At 38.0% G+C, this 18,488-nt stretch carries 19 protein-coding genes; 7 read left to right on the top strand and 12 right to left on the bottom strand.

The window, feature by feature from the left end; translation table 11 throughout:
* Positions 1-3 precede the first annotated feature (3 nt).
* From U0033_RS06190 to U0033_RS06180, 3 genes are all read left to right on the top strand, one after another.
* A complete protein-coding gene (locus U0033_RS06190; protein WP_072363317.1) occupies positions 4-1,914 on the top strand; it encodes a UvrD-helicase domain-containing protein in 1,911 nt (636 codons plus the stop codon).
* Positions 1,911-2,081 (top strand): hypothetical protein, encoded by a 171-nt coding sequence (locus U0033_RS06185; RefSeq protein ID WP_177318661.1) that lies wholly within the window; start codon positions 1,911-1,913, stop codon positions 2,079-2,081. The genes U0033_RS06190 and U0033_RS06185 overlap by 4 nt, the downstream gene beginning before the upstream one ends.
* Positions 2,082-2,389: 308 nt before the next feature.
* Entirely contained in the window at positions 2,390-2,812 is a 423-nt protein-coding gene (locus U0033_RS06180) for a hypothetical protein (protein WP_143150810.1), read from the top strand.
* A gap of 724 nt (positions 2,813-3,536) precedes the next feature.
* Here the strand turns inward: U0033_RS06180 and U0033_RS06175 are convergent.
* Both U0033_RS06175 and U0033_RS06170 read right to left on the bottom strand, forming a co-directional pair.
* Complete coding sequence (locus U0033_RS06175) at positions 3,537-4,616, bottom strand: hypothetical protein (RefSeq protein WP_072363315.1); 1,080 nt, start codon at positions 4,614-4,616, stop codon at positions 3,537-3,539.
* A gap of 117 nt (positions 4,617-4,733) precedes the next feature.
* Positions 4,734-5,933 carry an IS4 family transposase gene (locus U0033_RS06170; protein WP_072363314.1) on the bottom strand — a complete coding sequence of 400 codons (1,200 nt, stop codon included), beginning with the start codon at positions 5,931-5,933 and terminating at the stop codon, positions 4,734-4,736.
* Between the two features lie 535 nt (positions 5,934-6,468).
* Here U0033_RS06170 and U0033_RS06165 point away from each other — a divergent pair.
* Complete coding sequence (locus U0033_RS06165; protein ID WP_326980862.1) at positions 6,469-7,674, top strand: IS4 family transposase; 1,206 nt, start codon at positions 6,469-6,471, stop codon at positions 7,672-7,674.
* Positions 7,675-7,968: 294 nt separating this feature from the next.
* Here the strand turns inward: U0033_RS06165 and U0033_RS06160 are convergent, their stop codons facing one another.
* The 4 genes from U0033_RS06160 to U0033_RS06145 form a co-directional block, all read right to left on the bottom strand.
* Positions 7,969-8,310 (bottom strand): hypothetical protein, encoded by a 342-nt coding sequence (locus tag U0033_RS06160; RefSeq protein WP_072366526.1) that lies wholly within the window; start codon positions 8,308-8,310, stop codon positions 7,969-7,971.
* 168 nt (positions 8,311-8,478) lie between these two features.
* On the bottom strand, positions 8,479-9,135 hold the full coding sequence (locus tag U0033_RS06155) for a hypothetical protein (protein ID WP_072366528.1): 657 nt from the start codon (positions 9,133-9,135) through the stop codon (positions 8,479-8,481).
* 794 nt (positions 9,136-9,929) lie between these two features.
* Positions 9,930-10,598 (bottom strand): YiiX/YebB-like N1pC/P60 family cysteine hydrolase, encoded by a 669-nt coding sequence (locus tag U0033_RS06150; protein ID WP_072366530.1) that lies wholly within the window; start codon positions 10,596-10,598, stop codon positions 9,930-9,932.
* A 114-nt stretch (positions 10,599-10,712) separates the two neighbouring features.
* Positions 10,713-11,483 (bottom strand): response regulator transcription factor, encoded by a 771-nt coding sequence (locus U0033_RS06145; protein ID WP_072366532.1) that lies wholly within the window; start codon positions 11,481-11,483, stop codon positions 10,713-10,715.
* A gap of 914 nt (positions 11,484-12,397) precedes the next feature.
* Here U0033_RS06145 and U0033_RS06140 point away from each other — a divergent pair.
* The 3 genes from U0033_RS06140 to U0033_RS06130 all read left to right on the top strand — a co-directional run bounded on the left by U0033_RS06140 (position 12,398) and on the right by U0033_RS06130 (position 15,381).
* A complete protein-coding gene (locus tag U0033_RS06140) occupies positions 12,398-13,735 on the top strand; it encodes a hypothetical protein (protein WP_143151000.1) in 1,338 nt (445 codons plus the stop codon).
* 225 nt (positions 13,736-13,960) lie between these two features.
* Positions 13,961-14,290, top strand: coding sequence for a hypothetical protein (locus U0033_RS06135; protein ID WP_177318768.1), 330 nt, complete (start codon positions 13,961-13,963; stop codon positions 14,288-14,290).
* The gene (locus tag U0033_RS06130; protein WP_072366538.1) at positions 14,287-15,381 is read left to right on the top strand and encodes a site-specific integrase; all 1,095 of its coding nucleotides are present in this window, start codon (positions 14,287-14,289) and stop codon (positions 15,379-15,381) included. Before U0033_RS06135 ends, U0033_RS06130 begins: the two co-directional genes overlap by 4 nt.
* Before the next feature lie 43 nt (positions 15,382-15,424).
* Here the strand turns inward: U0033_RS06130 and U0033_RS06125 are convergent, their stop codons facing one another.
* From U0033_RS06125 to U0033_RS06100, 6 genes are all read right to left on the bottom strand, one after another.
* A complete protein-coding gene (locus U0033_RS06125) occupies positions 15,425-15,673 on the bottom strand; it encodes a hypothetical protein (protein WP_072366540.1) in 249 nt (82 codons plus the stop codon).
* Between the two features lie 110 nt (positions 15,674-15,783).
* Entirely contained in the window at positions 15,784-16,038 is a 255-nt protein-coding gene (locus tag U0033_RS06120; RefSeq protein WP_072366543.1) for a hypothetical protein, read from the bottom strand.
* A 31-nt stretch (positions 16,039-16,069) separates the two neighbouring features.
* Positions 16,070-16,756 carry a hypothetical protein gene (locus U0033_RS06115; RefSeq protein ID WP_143151001.1) on the bottom strand — a complete coding sequence of 229 codons (687 nt, stop codon included), beginning with the start codon at positions 16,754-16,756 and terminating at the stop codon, positions 16,070-16,072.
* Positions 16,757-16,784: 28 nt separating this feature from the next.
* Positions 16,785-17,051, bottom strand: coding sequence for a hypothetical protein (locus U0033_RS06110; RefSeq protein ID WP_072366547.1), 267 nt, complete (start codon positions 17,049-17,051; stop codon positions 16,785-16,787).
* Between the two features lie 21 nt (positions 17,052-17,072).
* Positions 17,073-17,438, bottom strand: a complete 366-nt coding sequence (locus tag U0033_RS06105; protein ID WP_072366549.1) for a hypothetical protein — start codon at positions 17,436-17,438, stop codon at positions 17,073-17,075.
* A gap of 186 nt (positions 17,439-17,624) precedes the next feature.
* Complete coding sequence (locus U0033_RS06100; RefSeq protein ID WP_143151002.1) at positions 17,625-18,443, bottom strand: hypothetical protein; 819 nt, start codon at positions 18,441-18,443, stop codon at positions 17,625-17,627.
* Positions 18,444-18,488: the final 45 nt, after the last annotated feature.

The following is an 18,488-nucleotide window of genomic DNA, read 5'->3' as shown; positions in this document are numbered from 1 at the left end:
CAAATGACCAGAAGAATAAACTCTCCTGATACAGATGCGGATCTGAAACTTCACGATTGCCTTGAAAGAGTACCGCGGGTAAGCTTTAATATGATCGCTGGCGCAGGATCAGGCAAAACCACTTCTTTGGTAAAGGCCCTTAGTCATGTGGTCAGCACCAATGGTAATGCATTAAGAATGCGGGGCCAGCAGATTGCCTGTATAACCTATACTGAGATTGCAGCTAAAGAAATCTGGGATGATGTTGGCAATACACCCCTAATACATGTCTCTACCATACACAGCTTTTTGTGGACGGTCATTAAACCTTTTCAGAAGGATATAAAGCAATGGGTTGCAGGAAGAATAACAGAAAAATGCAACGAGCTTGAGGAGAAATCTGCAAAGTCTCGTACCCGCGAACAGACTCGGAAGAAAATAGCAAAAGATTTAGCCAGGTTAAAAGCGCAGGCCCAGGGCCTTGATAAAACGCCATATTTTAACTATGGTACCGGTAGTAATTATGCTAAAGGAATATTAGGCCACGAAGATATAATTAAACTTGTTACGGCCAGTATAATGGAAAATGAAGTGCTAAGAAAGATCATTAGCCAAAAATTTCCTTATATTTTTGTTGATGAAAGCCAGGATACTTTTCCCAAAATTGTTGAGGCATTGAAACTTGTAGACAGTACAAATAGTGAGAAATTTTGCCTGGGATTTTTTGGTGACCCTATGCAAAGAATATATCCAACAGGTATTGGAGAAATTAATCCGGTTAACAACTGGGAAACAATAACAAAACCTGAAAACTTTCGTTGCTCCCAGCAGGTGTTAAAGGTCATTAATAAAATTAGAAAGCCGGCAGATGGACTCGAACAAATAGGAGGAAGAATGGAGGTTGTTGATGGTAAACCTATGCATGTTGAGGGCAGTGCTCAAATATTTATTTTGCCGATTGAAGGCGAAGAGCAAAGAACGGCGAACCTTAAGAAAGTACAGTCCATTTGCGCAAAGATGTTAGGGGACGACAATTGGCTGCAGGAAGAAAAAATTAAAATTTTTGTGATCGTTCACCGAATGGCAGCTAAACGCTTGAAGTTTCCCAGCCTTTATGCGGCAATGAACGATCATTACGCTTCATTCAAAGAAGGCTTTATGGACGGAACTATCTGGCCAATAAAGCCATTTTTAAATTTTGTTTTACCAGTCGTCTCGGCTTGCAAAGCAAATGAAAACGCTGCCATCATCAGTATCTTACGTTCGCAAAGTCCTACGCTTTCCGCCCCCAGTATGAAGGGCGCAGAAGTACGAGAGGCCCTGGAGTTTCTGAAAACCGGGATAGATACACTCGTGCCGTTATTGGAAGAGAGCTCGAATGGAACGATTTTAGATGTATTCAATGTGCTTATAAAGTATGGTCTAACTGAGGTTGACGAGAGAATATTGGCTCACATAAATGAAACCGTCGAACGAATCGAGACATCAGAAGAAGATGTAGAGGAAGAAGAAAATTCCGTTGCAAATGAGGTAGATGCAATGAAAGCATATTTCGCATGTCCTGCAAAGGAGTTTTGGGGCTATAAAAAGTATTTCGATCAACAATCGCCGTTTGCAACACAACAAGGAGTGAAAGGTGCAGAATTCGACAGGGTGATTACCATTCTTGATGATGAAGAGGGAACACACGCGCAGTTCTCTTATGATAAATATTTTGGTGTTGCAGAGCTGTCAGATACTGATAAGAAAAATGTTAGGGAAGGAAAAGATTATGTTGTCCCGCGTACCAGGCGCCTGTTTTATGTTTCATGTTCAAGGGCTAGAAAAGATTTGGTTGCAGTATATTTTACTTCTGACGTTGAGAAAGCTATTATGAAACTTAACGAGGAAAACATTTTTGAAAAAGGTAAGGTATTTACCTTGGAAAATTTATGAGCGATTTTTTAATATTTGAAGAAAAAGTAATTGCTCGACTGAAGTTACTGATTAATAATGCTTGGATGAGTTTGAGGCCTGTAGCTATCACAACTCCTTCCGGCATTCCTTCCTCCAGAAGAGCATTCTCAATTTCGATTGCTTTATTGCGCAGTTTTACCGGTTGATTTTTATAAGTTGGGGGTTAATCTCCATTATACCAAGGCATATGCTATTTTCTTCCATCTACATCAAATATTAATCCATCCCGAAATAGGCGATTTTCAAAGCAAGTCTATTTTCGGCTGCATGTACATTTATATAATTGTCATATTTTTGGATATTAGGAATTTAGTTGTGAATTCCCGTATCCCTGTTGTGATCCAACCACCTTCATTTTAAGCGTTCAGCCATTTTCAACTTCCACATTGCAGATTACCGTGTTACTGGGCCCTCGTGCAATTAGGATGAATAATATTAATTGTGTGTTTTTTACATGAGTAATCAACATAATCCCATGGATTCGGCAGCACTTGCCGCAGGCGCCATAGCTGCAGTACTTGCTGTAACCGGCCCTAAAGAGCCCTATGACATCATCAGTGCCACGGTTGGCTTCGTTATAGTGATGGTCATGATAGCATATGAATTGCCCGTTAAAAGAAGCCCTACTCAGAATTGGGCGTTTGCATTTATATTGTCATTGGCGACAGTTCCTATCACGGGTTTCGTGCTGGAACTTATTTTGACTGCTATTCGCCACGAAATGTCTTTTATTGTTTTTTTCAATGGCAGACCGGAGTCTTCAAATAGTGATACCGCAGTTCCCAGGTGGGCCATTTTCTTAAGTTGGATATTGTTATCTTTGTGTATAGGATTATTGCCAAACGAGCGTCAAATAACGCCCAGTAAATTTTTATGACTCTTACCTTTTGACTAAAGATGTGATTCTTTGCCTGAAAAATATCGGTCAGCCCCGAAGATGGGAGATTTATACTTTGATCTGGGATCAAATCAGCTGTAGTGGAAAATGTTATATTTATTTTTTATATGAGATGTTTGCTTGTTTAGATTTGAACCTTGCTGAAAAATTGGGAAAATTATAAATTTATTTTTTGACTAGTTATTTGTGTCAAAATCCTATTTTTGTTTAGGCAGATCATAAGCGACAAAAAGTAACGGTAAGCGTTGTAAAATGCTGAAATTCAGTTTTTTGTCAAAAAAAATGACTAAAATTATTTACAACTCGTTGATTATGAAATTATAATTGTGCCTGTTCTGGGCACAAGGTAAAACGCTGGAGATTATATCTCCGGCGTTTTTGTATTAGGGAGTTGAGGTCCGCTCTGGACCGCGTTATCAGCTCTAATAGTACATGAGGTTTTGTGGTTCGATGTTAGTTTCTGAGAAAATCAGTTTTTCGGGGAATATCGAACCAATGAATGGTTTTTGCCGATTGGGGAAGCTGTAATGTAGCGTGTGGCTATATTTTTCATGATATCTTCTCCATGAGATAAGGTGCCGCAGGTTGTGTATGTTCATGAAAAAATCCCAGGAAATGACCGAACTCATGTTGAAAAACATCCACGTTATTATATGATGTTGAATAATAAGTTGGATCTACCATATCCAACAAAATAAAAGGCTTAAGGCCACGTCGTATATTTTCCTTCTACATGATATACTGCAGTACGAAACTTACCGTCCACGTTCTTCTGGTCAATTATTACACTATTACTGGCTGGAATATAAGAAAACGAACCTATAGCAGTAATGAGATAATCCACTGCTGTATGTTTACCCTTCACTATATTAGGTGTAAACATTGAGCCCTCCAGTAAGAAATGAACAGGTTTGTCCGAAATTTTCTTACTTTGTTTAAAGAGAATTGATTCAGACTTTCCACCATAATGGCTATAAGCTTCAGCAATACCAACATCATCTTTAACATAAAATCTTATTCCAACATCCAGCCCTCTGTTAACAGTATAATGCCAGTAAATTACATCAGTAGGTTCTTCTGATATATTAGGAATAGAATCATTTTCCTTACCTATCTCAATTTTCTTCTCAGGATTTCCGATATTCTGCACCTGTGTCAGTTTAACTGCAAAAAACACATCAGGCTCAGTAATCACTATTGTAAAAGAATCCTTATCAGTTTTAGAATACGAAACAATACCGGTACTTTTGGTTGTATCCTTATTGCTCAGGGTATTTACTACTTTAAACGCCCCCTGGGTGGGATTAACATAACTGGTTATTATTTTTTCGGCATCAGCAGTATTGCCTCCCATATCCTTATCCACTTTACCTTTTATAACAACCGAATCCGCTTTTAATGCCTGAGTTACATAGTAATTCCCATTATCAAAGTCTTTGAAAATGTCTGACTTCAGCAGCACCTGCTTAAGCGTAGAATAGTAAATATCATATTTGATGGCTTTATTGCCATGAAACAGAGAGGTGGCAATCAGGCTTTTCAGCTGGGTGATGTAACGATAAGTGGATTTAGGCCCCGGAAGTACTATGACATCCTCTTCTTCCTTCACCTCCTGCATGTTGCCGGCATAACTCAGAGCTTTGCCTTTTTGTGGTTTGTGATAACCAATGCCCCAGATATTTCCTGCGGGTTCAGGCAGATAATACCAGCCATTAATAATATCCTGGGAATAGGTGCTGAGCATTGTCAGTAAGAGGATAAAGGTGAGTACTGTTCGTTTCATATAATAGTATTTAAATCAGTATTGTCCGGTAAAAAATATACTTAATCGGATGTAATCCTTTCGGGAAAGGGATTACATCCGATTTTTAAATAATAAATATAGTATATAGCTCCTCCTCTAAGCGGAACTCAATACAGGATTATTTACCCTTCGCCATGCCAGATAAGTATCTTTTATAAAACTTAATAACTCAACATAGCTCATTAAATGTAGCCGGATGACTGTTATCATATTGGCAAACGACTTTTTCGTTGCAGATTTTTTTCTTAAAACAACCATTAGTAACTGAGCTATTAAAACACAATAGATCTGGATTTTGATAGCATTTTGACTATCTCCCCAAAAATATCTCAATGGGAAGTTTTGCTTTATCTGTTTAAATAGCAACTCAATCATCCATCTGTATTTGTAGATGCGGGCAACCTGACCGGCGCTGATCTTGAGATTGTTTGTTATGAACACATATATTCGTCCGTCCTCTGCCTTGTAAGTCACTCGTCGCAGACGCAGTCGTATCACATCCTTTTCCTGCTTGTATCCGACTGTTATGAGCTGATCTTTTAGCACTCCTTTATTTTTCTGCTTTCTGGTTTTGTCTGTCAATACCTTACAAACATGATACACTGCGTTTTCTTTCATCCTGGATACAAACCAAACTTGCTGTTTACTCCATAAATGGAACTGCCGATAATCATTGTAGGCCTTATCAAATACGATAAAGCTTTCCTTTGGTAACTTCAGCTTTAACAAGAACTGCCGGTCATGTACTTTAGCTGGGGTCATACGCACAAACTCAGTGACTCCACTAAAGGCATCCATCATAGCATGCACCTTGATTCCACCTTTACGTCTTGCACCATCCAATCTAGGACGACCTACTCCACGCAGAATATCTCCAAACAAGCTTATCGTGCTACTGTCAATTATCTTGAGATTGCTTATGCTTAATCCCTTTAGCCGGCTGTCCGATATAACTCCATGGTACTTTTCTAGTAAATGCTGATAGATAGTTGCAAATACCAGATAACTTCTACTACCATTTGCATCTGAAAGGGTGCTTCTGGCTGGGGCCTTATCAAATCCCAGATGGGAAAGTTTCCCTTCACAGGCTAACAGGCCTTCACAAAGCTCCCGCAAACCATTACAATAACTAAATACACCATACAGCAAACTAACAAGGTGGACGCGCAGCGGCAACTTTTTATAATAACGGTTGCTATTATGCTTATAAGCAGCATCCCGTATCAGCGTCACTGGTATTAATGATAATATTTGTGACAAAACCGGCTGTCCGGTAAATTTTCTATCTTTATCCAAGTTTATTTGTTTAAGGTGTGGTAACCCAAACTTATAAACTATTGGGGGCTTTGCCCCCTTTTTTGTATGCTATCTATTTATTTTACCCGGACAATAATGTATTTAAATGAAGAATTTTTACATCCGTCCTTAAACAATGCTACTTAATTCATATTCGCTGTTACTGTTATACACCTATAGACAAAATTCTGGTTACATCTAATTATATATTAGATCATTATCTAGGAAATACGGATACTGTAAGATCAGGTAATTCTGCTATTTAAAAAATACCCACTGGTTTGTATTTTTTAAATAGCAGGTAAGCCAATTACATTCGTTTTGGTAAAATCCCCCTATAAATTCAATTTTTGCAAAGGCCACAAGAATTCCTGGTAAAAAGCATTTTTAATGTCTTACGGGTATATGTATGTCCTGTTTTTAAATATATTAAGAATCACTCTTGTCCGGGTAAAATAAAGGCTTAACAATAAAAAAGGGGCAATTACGCCCCCAATAGTTTATAATTTTGGGTTACCACACTCAAAACATAAACTTGGATAAAGATAGAAAATTTCCCGGACACCCGGTTTTGTCACAAATATTAGAATTAATACCTACCGGGTTAATACAATCTGCTAATCGAAAACATCAGGCAAACCGATATTATAAGCGTTTGCCACTGCGGATCCACCTGGTTAGCCTGCTATATGGTGTATTTAGCTATTGCAATGGACTTCGGGAAATTTGTGAGGGTATGCTGGCCTGTGAAGGAAAACTAGCCCATCTCGGTCTTGACAAGGCTCCTGCTAGAAGTACCCTTTCGGATGCCAATACCAACCGTAAGTACCTGGTCTTTGAAACGATTTATTATGGATTACTGAAGAAATATAACTCATTTATATCGGACAGCCGACTGAAAGGGTTAAGTATTCGGAATCTGAAAATCATTGATAGTACAACGATTTCATTGTTCAGTGAGATACTACAAGGTGTAGGCCGTAACCGATTGGACGGTTCCCGGAAAAAGGGAGGCATCAAAGTACATACCCTAATGGATGCATTTAGCGGAGTCACAGAGTTTGTGAGGATTACCCCTGCCCAAGAGCATGACCGTAAGTTCCTGTATCACCTGAAGTTGAAGGAAGGTAGTTGGATAGTTTTTGATAAGGCATATAATACATATCACCATTTTGCCAAATGGACTGCTCAAAAGGTGTGGTTCGTTAGCCGAATGAAAGACAATGCTGTATTCCATGTAACAAAAGTGCTGGTGGATAAAACGAAGAAAAAGCAAGCCATTGGCGTTATAAAAGAGCAATATATCACAGTGGGTATTAAAACAAATGGAACTGTGACTGAACGGCTAAAGCTGCGACGGGTTATTTATAAAGCCAAAGATGGGAAAAGATATATTTATATAACCAATGATTTTACTTTACCGGCATCCAAGATAGCTACTATCTATAAAAATCGATGGATGATAGAGCTGCTCTTTAAGCAGATTAAGCAGAACTTCCCATTACGATACTTTTGGGGAGAAAGCGATAATGCTATCAAAATGCAGGTCTATTGTGTGCTAATCGCTCAGTTGCTAATGGTCGTGATCCGGAAAAAGGCGGCTACAAAAAAATCATTTGCGAATATGATTACCGTAATCCGATTGCATTTAATGAGTTATGTGGACCTGCTTGAGTTTATAAAAGATACTTATAAAGCATGGAGGAAAACACATAATGCGTCATTTGCCTTTTCCACGTAATTAAATAGAGGGGAGCTCCCCTTGAAATCGCAACATTACATTTTAACCCTGTATGCCTTGACTGCAAAGCATACAGGAATATTTTACCCCGGAGTTACCCGGACAACAATGATTAAGAATGTATATTTTTAATGATAAGTAACATTTGGTTCGAAAACCTACCGCTGCTGGGCACAAAGGCGGAAAGAGGGCGTCTCATAAAAAAATGAGGCGCCCTCTTATTGTTTATAAATCTTCATTAACTAAATAGATTGCACCTAAATTATTACACTTCCTTTTAACCCGAAAATTAAATTAATCTTTATTTAATTTTCGTTGATTGTTATATTTTCTACGATACTCCTTTAAAAGTGTTTTTATAGATGTCTTCCCAAATTTAGTTTCTTCAATTAAATATAATCGAATAACTACAGTTTCTGTTTTTCGATTAGGTTTTATAAACCACCGAATATCCACGGAAGATGTAATTTCCTCAGTTGTACCAATCAAATTTAAAATAAAGGGCCTAACTTTTCCCCTATTGGCGTGTAATTCCAAAATATAATAACCGTTACCTGCGGCTTCAAAATGAATTGAAATAGGTGTGGCCTTTCTTCTTATTAGTACAGTATTCTCATCTGGACTAAGATCATCCAATAACCAGGTCGAAGATGGGAATGAAAATTGAGAATTAAGTTCCCTTCGTGAGGATTGTTGTATATGTGAGACATACAATGACGAACAGCTAAGCATCATTGTTACAATGTAGATGCTGAATATTAATTTTGAAATATTATGCATTATATGTCCACTTTTAATTCAATTCTAATTGTTGTACTGATACAACGGTGGAAGAGTATTAAGCCTTGTTCCATCAGAAGATTCAAGATGAAGGTTGGGGGCAAGAAAGCGTATTTGACGTTGAAATTGATTTTGTTGAATTACTGCATCCATGACTATTCCAAAAATATTCCCTGTAACATCATAATCATAATCTTTATTATGAATTGTTCCAGAATAATTAAACTCAGAAGGTTGTGTGACAATTTTCATCATTGCATCAACAATAGCTTCCTGGTTTCTTTCACTAAGGCCGAAGCTATCCATCGTATGTTTTGTATTACTATATGATGCTGAGGCACCTCCCCAACCAAAGAGTCCAAAGAAACTTGCTCCACCAGAAACCTCCGTTTTTGACAATTCATCATAGAGGTGTTGGTGTGAGGCGTCCAACAATGATTTAATAAGATTATTTAGATTTTGAACATCTTCAGGAGTAACACAAATGAGCTTCAGTTTGAAGTCTACAGTTATTTCTGCATGAGCAGGAACAGTATATAATGCGCCTGTTACCTGGCCCTGACCATAAGTAGTAATTGCTACACCTGTCTCGTTGCTAGGTGCCAATGATAGTCGGGAAAGAACAAGTTTTGATTTTCTTATTCCCTGAATCTGAATTTTTGAGTTCTCGTACTTTTTCATAAATGTGTACTTTAAATTATTACATATCGTTATTATTTTGGGCGTCTTTCTGCATCCCTGCTAATTTCTTTTGTTAAAGCACAGGAGAATTGGAGAAACCTGCACTTATATTTTATAGAGTCTTCAACTTAAGGTTGATAAGATTAAAATCCCAAATTAACTTCACGAGTTCGAATTTTAAGAGCTATATTCTCAAAAAATCAACTCTTAAAAATCCCCTCATAGTTTCTGTTATTCTGATCTAGAATCGTCCCTTGGCTATCTGTCGTATATGTACTTCCATCACTGAATTCAAGCTTAACTGTGTAATCAAAAATCCATCTGTCATTTCCATTGGGTTGTATGCCAATTGTTACAAATGGAGCTGTCAATTCCGAGGCTTTAATATTGGAGGATGTTAGAACGAGATCAAAACTATGATTAGATGGATCATTGAACTCCATATCCCCACCCAGATCGTCCCCCTGGGCTATCTCTTTACTCAGAAATAACGTTACTTTATTTTTTATTTTGACATAGAGTTTAGTGTCATGATCTTTATTATCATCATGCGTACGAAAGTTAATTATAACTTTTACTAGTTTTGAATCAGTGTTCTGAGCATGTATCTGTGTGTATGAAATAAACACAAAAAAACAAGGGAAATTGCTTTTAAGTTCATTTTATTAATTTGTTAAATATTAGAAAATTAAAAATATTAATTATAAGTAAACTTTAATACGTATGAATGTTTTATGGTGAAGCCCAACTAAAATCTTTATGCTGGAAATTTTTTATCAGTTCAAATCAGCAAACTAATATTTTAGATGGCCTATGTAATCCAATTCATTGAACCAGGTAAGTTCTACAAAACGTCCAGGAGCTGAGTTGCGGTTGGGGTAAGGACCATTATATTTTAATAAATTAATTCCAATTCCTTTGTAAGCTTCATTCACTAGCTCAGAACAATAAAATTTTTTAGGATTGCCAAGAGCAATAGATCTTAAATTATTCATCCATTGTGCTTTAAGGGCTAACCATTCTTCAAATACACCACCAAAATCATAATCACTACCTATTTTTGTAAGCAACCATTCCTGAAGCGTTTTAATATCTTGATTGGACAAGTTTGTTTTTCTTATTGCAACACAAAGTGTATCATCTTTCATAACATCCTTGTAGGATATGATTCGAACACCTGATGAAACGGCCTCTGCTATTTCTGGATTATTTGCATCATTGGTATTATAAACAATACTGGCATGACTAATAGGAAGGTCCGTCTGATTTCTAATAATTCTTGATGAAAGTTGGTTGGTAGTTGATAATAGAATATCACCTGTCTTTAGCAAAGATGGCAGAATCGATCTGCCACCATTTTGAGGACTTAATGGCGGTAACTGTTGAGCAGAACAAATAACAGGGATATTTGACAACGAAACACTGACAATGCCAATGGATTTAATAAATTTTCTTCTTTCCATAACAAAGTTTTAATTGCTTTGAACATATCACGCCTCATCACTCATTAAAACAAAGGTCATATATGTATAGAAATCTAAAAATACTCAACCTGAGTATTTTAGTTAAAAGAAGACTTATAATAATTTATTCTCTTTACAATAAGACAGAATTTCAGATGTAGATGAAATTTTGAGTTTTTTTAATATTTTACGTCTATGGGTATCTACGGTATGATGGCTTATAAATAATTTTGTTCCTATTTCTTTACTAGTCTTTTTCAATGCAAGTAATCTTAATATGTCCTGTTCCCTATTGGAAAGCCCACCTAGTAAATATTGGACGCCATAATTTTTGAAAAACAAGGTTTCATATTCTTCATTTTTATTCAACATTCTTGCATACGCCTTGATAGGATGAAATATCCCATCATCGTATACAGTGAAATGGCCCAATCCAATGACAGGTTTGCCAATATCATCTAATTCAAGTGGGATCTGATTCTCAACAATATTGATGATCTTATCTGGTCTTACCTGAAGGCGGTAATTATATTGAAAACTCATTTTTTTTCGGTCCCCCTTACTTACGTTGGTCATGCAGAACGTCATCAAATCCTGTAATGCTGTAATCCAAACCTGGATATCATCTTTATGCACTTTGCTTAGAAGATATTTAATACCTCCTGCATACATGCTTTCTCTATTTAATCCGGTAGCATATTGGATATTCTTACTAATAAATTCATAATTATACGTTGCTGTATTAATTAGCATCAGAAAGGTAGAACTAGGGGGCAATATATTGTCTAATTCGGTAAGTCTCTCCACATGGACCTTTACAATATTATCATAATAATGACTTGCGGTTTCAAATACCTCCGAGTATAAAGATATAAATGAGTTCATAGAATTTGGGGTAAAATGTGAATGTCAATAATATGAATTCTCAATTAAACTAAAAATACCAAGTAGTTGGTATTTTATAACGGCATGAACGTAAGGTTTGAGCCATAGCAGCGAATAATTTAATATTCCCTTGTTTACTTAATGAGGCCAATCATGCTAGATTAATATCTCAAGCAGATTTTTGTAGTTTCTTGTGTACATTACTAGGATAATTGAGCGTCCAGATGGGTCATTTAAATTTAATACTCTAAAGATTTTCAAAAGTTAATCCGATGTTAAGCTTGATTATATTTGAAAATACCTAATCCATTAAGGTAAACTTTGTAATAATTCTTATAAATAGGTTCGAAAACACTTCGCTACTGGCACAAAATAGCAAGACCCGCTCTTAGAGCGGGTTTGTCGTTTTAGGTGATTTTCATTTTCACTCTAACTTCCTCTTATTCAATTACAAAAAGTTCGATTCCAGTAAAGTAGTCGAGTTTTCAAGCATCCCAGGTTCTAGGACTTGACATTCTTTATTTGAAGATGGGCAGGCAGATAAAATGATTCCCATGGCGTTACCAAATATTCTATATTGATCTATGGCTGGTATAACGAATTACTGAAGAATAAATACCTCCTAGTGGTCGAACCATTCTCTAAACAATAGAGACGGCTCAAGTAACAAGCTATTTTAATTCTATCTCGTGAACCGTTCTACCATATAAGTAAGAGTATTTCTATATTCTTCATTTTCCACAGGTTGTGGATATATTGCTTTGTAAAGTAATAGAAAAATGGCGACCTTAACTAGATCCGCTTGACTGATACTTGATTTGGTCTCAGTATATTCTGTAGACTTTGTTTTGAAGCATAATTTACCCAAAAACGAAATAATGATACGAGTTTATTGTGACAGCAACGTTTTCCGGATGTTAAAGCCAACGTCAAAACAGTATAACCAACAAATCTATGAGTGGCTTGAAAATGTTAAGAAAAATACAGTCATTGCTTTTTCTGAAGCGCATCTGGACGATTTAAGAAATTCTGAGATTGTGTTAAGGGATCAGGATTTAGAGTTTATGGAGAAATATGTGGGGAAATTGTACATGCGATATGATTATGTAAATAAAAAATCAGTATTTGAAATTGCTACCCCTCTTGAAGCTTTTCAGGCTCAGAATTATGAGATATATGATCAAGCTTTGAGAGCCCCGCTTGATGTAAGAGCATCTATCGCAGACATGGACGATTTTCCCGAAAAGAGAATATTGTTAAATACTATTGACCACTATTTGAAATTACCAATTTCTGGTATTAGTGATGCGATATATGGCAGTCCTTATAGTATCAATAAGGTTAAGGCGACCAACGCACCCACAGTTAAACTTGATGAACTACTAGTTGGGAATGAGTATGCAATGTATTCTCTAATAAGCGATTCAGGCAAATTTAGCGAGTTACGGAAAAATGCAACAGAGACGTTGAATACTGCTAACTACAACTATAGGAATTGGGGTGCGGCATTTAATGACAAATTGGAGCAATCTCCAATAGGTAAAAAATTTACAGACATTTTAAGATCATTAGTCACTGAGCAGAATAAAGAAGACTATTTGTATCATTTCCGGTTTGCGTATAGTGTATTGGAGCTGCTTGGTGTAACTACAGAGAAAGCTGGGAAAAAGAGAAAAAAGAATAGTTTATTAGATTTATCCGGAGATAGTTTTCACGCATTTTTTGCCATGAACTGCGATTTTTTCATTACGAATGATAGAGGGTTATACGAAAAAAGTAAAATTTTATATGACATTTTTCAAGTAAATGCCACAAAAGTTTTATATGCTTCAGATTTCGAAGAACTACCAATCTCAAAATACTCAGAGGCTTCATTTTCTGAACTTATAGAATTACTTCGGAGCTTAGATACCCCTACCGGTGAAAATGAAAAAGCAGTGTGGCATGAGTTGAAATTACCTTTTCTTCATTACTTCGACACGGTTGTACAAGAAAGAAATACAGTGGACAAATGGATGCTATACTGTAATAAAGACTTTAACAGAACATTTGTTTACGATGAGATAATCTTTATATATAATAAAATATTTAATGCCCTGCCAGGTGATGAAAAAGGAGAACCTTTAACTTTAGACAGGCTATCGAAGCTGCAAGATCCCGTGCGCAATGTGTGGGAGTATCCGTCTGCTGAAATTGAAATTTGCATTGATCCTATGATCCTTGGGATGTCATTGACCATACGCTTGCTGTAGTCATAACATTAACTTAATTATAATAGATGACACTTTATCTGATAAGATCTATTTCATTAAAGACTTGACAATCAACATTATTTGGTTCGAAAACGCTCCGCTACTGGGCACTTGATAGCCTTACAAGTCATTGATTTGTAAGGCTTTTTTATTTTCGCGAGTGTCGGTTTTTCACGCTTTTTAGCCCTTTTTTCCACTATTTACGACACTCAAATGACACTCGCAATGACACTCAAAATTGCAGGCACTCCACCGGAACACAACCGGAATCAATCCTTTAGATTTTTGCATCAAAATTGGGTTAAAAAGGCACATTTGACACCCGGTTTGACCCTCACGATGACACTCGCCGTTGGCAGTGAAACCCAAGCCTATATGGCAGTTCTGCCATTTTGTACAGGATGGTTTTCACAATTATTTTCAAGATTGTTATTCCCGCTATCTTTCACAAACTTTCACCGGATAGTGGCTGGCTTTAGTTACCCTGTTTTTATTGTTGGCATGGCATACTCATTGGGCTTCTCTCCCATAACCTTTAAAAATGAAACCCTATGAACATTGGAGAAAAGCTCAATAAGAAAGGAGATAAGATCTATTTCTTTTATGATTTAGGTCGTGGCCCCGGACAGCGACCTTCCACCGGCGTATTTATTTATGCCAACCCGCAAAACCAGATTCAAAAGAATTTCAACAAAGAAGCACTGAAGATACTGGAGACTAAAAAGAGCCAGTTAACTATCGAGCAACAAGCGGTAGGCACACCGGTTATACCCGCTCATAAGTTCAAGGCAAACTTCGTTGAGTATTTTGAGGATTATATCAAGTTAAATAAACGAGAAGGCAACCGGCATCTGACCTGCTGTCTTACCAAGTTCAAGGCTTATATCAAAAGTGATTTTATCTCGCCGGTAGATATTACGGAAAACTTCTGCAAAAGGTTCCGGCGGCATTTGCTGGATACATTGACTGGCGAAACTCCGGCTAACTATTATGCACGTTTCAAATGGGTGGTGAAAGCTGCTACTAAGGATGGTTATTTTAGAAATAACCCGACCGAGGATATTCCGGCTGTACGTAATCCAAGTGCTGCGTTGAAGGAACACCTGGAATCAGAGGAATACGTTGCCTTACTTAACACTCCTTGTTTTAACCAGCAGGTGAAGCTGGCATTTTTGTTTAGTTGTTGTACCGGGCTGAGATGGGTGGATGTGAAAAGGCTGGAATGGCAGGATTTACAAGGTGGTACATTAATTACAAGGATCATACAGCAGAAAACAGGCAAGCCTGTGGTGCTTACCCTGCACCCTATAGCTCATGCTATTCTGGAAGAGATTAAACAACTGCCGCTAGGCAAGACAACTTCTACCAATAAAGTATTCAGCCTGCCTACGGCAAATGGAGCTAATAAGGTGTTGGGAGAATGGATTAAACGTGCTGGTGTCAATAAATATGTAACATGGTCATGCGCAAGGTTAAGTTTCTCTATACTTTTAAAGGATAAGAACGTGGATGATGTGACTATCGCGTATCTCATGGGGCATACAACTACAAGGCAGGTACAACAGACTTACAAAAGGCATAAGCCCAAAGATCAATCGGAGGCAATCAGTCACTTGCCATCTTTTAATATTGCGGGTTTCCTTTAGGCTAAAGCAACAGGGCTATTCGATTTTGAATAGCCCTGTTTTACTATGCAACTCTTAATTTGACCTGCAGCGTTGCTGCCTGCACTGCCGCCTTTTCACCAGACAACATCTTGTCTATATCTTCTTTCCTGTAATAACCACTATTGGTTTTGTAAACCCCATATTCTTCGCAGTTCTTAGCAAATTGTGTTCGGCCAAGGTTACAATAAATCAGCGCTTCTTCTGGTTTTAGGAAGGGTTTAAAACAGAGTGCTATGGCCCGCATGATTAGTAGATCGTCACGTTTTATCATACCTTATAATTTAGTGTTGAAATTTTACCTTTCTGTAAGAGTAAGGGCTAAGTTATTGGGTAAAGAGAACCAGCACTACAGGTAATCCTTCGGTGGTGGTAAAACTAGTGTTAATCTTCATCCTCGTCTTCTTCGTCATCATCCTCGTCTTCCTCATTCTCATGGTAATCAGAGATAATGTCTTCGGCTTCATGGATGGCAGCCCGCTGTTCTTTTTCGTATTCCACTTCAATAGTGATGTAACCATCCTCTTCATCAGTGCCAGTAATACTATTGGTGATATCGTTTTCCAGTAGTACATCGGCTACCCGGATCAGCACATCTACAGGAACCTGTAATTCGCGTTTTGTAATAACTGTTTGCATAAAATAGATAGATTTTAAGGTTATGAAATGATTATTCTGAAAAGCTGAGTTCACGGAACTTTACCAGCGGCACCATAGCCGCCAGCGTAAAACGACAGGCAATGAGGGACGCTTTCCGGTTAAGCGTTAATCGAAAGCGGGTATCACCTTTCGGCTTAACGTTATAAACAATGCGGTCAAGGTTATGTATGATCTCTTTTACCAGCGCGGTGTAGGGATAATCAGCAGGCAGTTGCCGGTAAGGACGTGCCGCCACCATATCAGCAAACGAATCCCGCAAAAGAACTAATATATCGTTGGGTATAGAAGGCATATTACTTAAACGAAGCATGTTTTCCAACAGGCAGCGCAATCGAAGGCTTACCCATTTTACTGGCTGTATGGCATAGATTCCCCAATATTGATCCGGGTTTTCAAATATAAATGTGTAGTTATTACTATCCAGGCATTCCTGTACCGCTTCCAGCAGCCGGGAATATACCTGCTGGTAGGGCTGGTCTTGTTGCCTTATCATATAATCTGGTTTATCTACATCTGTTTTTGCTTCTGCCTGCAAAACTGCTGGTTCATTACCGGTTAAGGTGTTAGTCTCTGCATCTGCTAACGCCAATCCGTTCCGTTTGTAAAATGCTAATTGCTTGCAGGTATCACTGCAATATTTACGGGTGCTTCGTAAGGCTTGCATCGTCGTGCCACAGTATTGACAAGTGGTCGTCATAATTTCAGTTTAACGGTAAACGATCTTGTTAATAGTCGATGGCTTCATCCTGTGGGGTGCCTTTAACGTAATAATTATAATCACCCAATATGCCAATGATGTTTTGTATGGCTTTCTGGTGTTTAGGGTTACTCTGTTGTTGGCTGATTTGCACCAGCAGGGTACCTTCCTGCTCATTAATGCCTTCTACCTGCCAGTGCAAGCGGTTATTGAATAGTATGCGAATGATGTCCAGTAAAACATCGTTGGGAATCGTGTGTGAACTGGTTGTAGCCGGTTTGTTAGCACTTTGCATGGTGATGTGTTTTTTAAGTTCTTAATCCATCAGCGAGATACCGGTTACAGTATGATGGTTATCGCTAATAGCTTTGTTATGGTCTTGTTTGTACCGCTTCTTCCACTTCTTTACCTGTTTTTTCAGTCTTTCTTTTTCAGGAGCCTGGGTTGGCGGTTGCGGGTGCCTTTGTGTGTATAACCAATAAGCCAGCAGGCAGAGGCCCGCTACAATGATTAGTGGATGAGCCAATAATTTATACCATTGTTGTAATCCCTCCTTTTCTGTGGGTAACACACCAGATAGGCGGTTTAACAGGTCCTGCGGAGCTATAGTCGTTTTTGCTGCGTTCTCCCTTGCTACTGGATCAGGAGGTGCTTGTTTTGAATCAGGTGTTATTGTTGACATACAAGTTGGGTTTACCGGTAAACGGAAGTGATTTTTTACGTTTACCGTTCTGTATGCAAAGATGAGAATAGAAAGAAGGCTGGTATCCCCCTATAGGGATACCTATGTTTTAAAAATGGTTAGTAGACTTCAAGTGAGGATGCTGTTTAACGATAAACTGTTTGTATTAACGGTAAGCGGTGGCTATTATTTCCTGATCCGTTTCTCATGCTGCCGGATATCTTCATCAATAAGGGCAACAGCACTCTCCATGTGAAGAACCGTAAAGTAAGGGCGAATGTATTGAAGGTCTGCCAGCAATTGCATTCCAGCTTTGTGATCGGGTATTTTAGCGTATTTCTTATAGATGTCTGAATTTTGCAAGCTGGTAAACTTTACCCCTGTCAGCAGGTGAGCCAGTCTTACTATATCGCTGATATTACCATTATCCCGGTGTTCTGTCTGGAAGCCTGCTTTGAGCAGGTAATATAAGGTGAGCAATTGTCGGTAGCGGGTCGCTTCTTTATCCGGTTCTTCTATAGAAGGCGCAGTTACAGTTTCTATTTCAAGCCCCTCCGGCTCTTTTTGCAGGTAAAGGAAATGAATGGCCCAGTCCAGCACGTTTTGACAGAGTTGGAGAAATTGTTCCCTTTCATCTGCTGATAAGGACTGTTCAGCTCCCGGTAAGCTGTTGTATACCTCACTGGAATAAATCTCTTTCTGCGCCAGCACAGTATCGTAGTAAAAATAGGCGTGAAAGCTTTTGCTAACGTATGGCTTAAGTGTCTTACCATAGCGTTTCAGTAACGCTAAATCCTTTGCTTTGTACTGATGCCAGAATTGATCGCTATGAACACCTTCCTGACGGGCTAATTGTACAAGACTTAGCAGGTGTTCGGTAATTTCCAGTTGCTGCAATAAGGTGTAGTGCTGCATTATTTCCTCGTAGTCATGCTGGAATTTTTGTACCAGTAAAGGGGCAACATGGTTGCGGGGTGGGTTTAAGGAAGTTTCTTTCGTAGGCATACTACTAATATAATAAAAACTGGTAATAATTGTGCATCCCTTATT

Origin of the sequence: Chitinophaga sancti (genome assembly GCF_034424315.1) — a bacterium.
Classification (GTDB): Bacteria; Bacteroidota; Bacteroidia; order Chitinophagales; family Chitinophagaceae; genus Chitinophaga; species Chitinophaga sancti.
The sequence above is the reverse complement of the archived record's forward strand: the minus strand, read 5'-3'. Positions and strand labels throughout refer to the sequence as shown.

Coding starts and splice junctions, on each gene's coding strand:
- U0033_RS06190 (WP_072363317.1), top strand. CDS start 4: ATGACCAGAAGAATAAACTCTCCTGATACAGATGCGGATCTGAAACTT.
- U0033_RS06185 (WP_177318661.1), top strand. CDS start 1,911: ATGAGCGATTTTTTAATATTTGAAGAAAAAGTAATTGCTCGACTGAAG.
- U0033_RS06180 (WP_143150810.1), top strand. CDS start 2,390: ATGAGTAATCAACATAATCCCATGGATTCGGCAGCACTTGCCGCAGGC.
- U0033_RS06175 (WP_072363315.1), bottom strand. CDS start 4,616: ATGAAACGAACAGTACTCACCTTTATCCTCTTACTGACAATGCTCAGC.
- U0033_RS06155 (WP_072366528.1), bottom strand. CDS start 9,135: ATGAAAAAGTACGAGAACTCAAAAATTCAGATTCAGGGAATAAGAAAA.
- U0033_RS06150 (WP_072366530.1), bottom strand. CDS start 10,598: ATGGAAAGAAGAAAATTTATTAAATCCATTGGCATTGTCAGTGTTTCG.
- U0033_RS06145 (WP_072366532.1), bottom strand. CDS start 11,483: ATGAACTCATTTATATCTTTATACTCGGAGGTATTTGAAACCGCAAGT.
- U0033_RS06140 (WP_143151000.1), top strand. CDS start 12,398: ATGTTAAAGCCAACGTCAAAACAGTATAACCAACAAATCTATGAGTGG.
- U0033_RS06135 (WP_177318768.1), top strand. CDS start 13,961: ATGACACTCAAAATTGCAGGCACTCCACCGGAACACAACCGGAATCAA.
- U0033_RS06130 (WP_072366538.1), top strand. CDS start 14,287: ATGAACATTGGAGAAAAGCTCAATAAGAAAGGAGATAAGATCTATTTC.
- U0033_RS06125 (WP_072366540.1), bottom strand. CDS start 15,673: ATGATAAAACGTGACGATCTACTAATCATGCGGGCCATAGCACTCTGT.
- U0033_RS06120 (WP_072366543.1), bottom strand. CDS start 16,038: ATGCAAACAGTTATTACAAAACGCGAATTACAGGTTCCTGTAGATGTG.
- U0033_RS06115 (WP_143151001.1), bottom strand. CDS start 16,756: ATGACGACCACTTGTCAATACTGTGGCACGACGATGCAAGCCTTACGA.
- U0033_RS06110 (WP_072366547.1), bottom strand. CDS start 17,051: ATGCAAAGTGCTAACAAACCGGCTACAACCAGTTCACACACGATTCCC.
- U0033_RS06105 (WP_072366549.1), bottom strand. CDS start 17,438: ATGTCAACAATAACACCTGATTCAAAACAAGCACCTCCTGATCCAGTA.
- U0033_RS06100 (WP_143151002.1), bottom strand. CDS start 18,443: ATGCCTACGAAAGAAACTTCCTTAAACCCACCCCGCAACCATGTTGCC.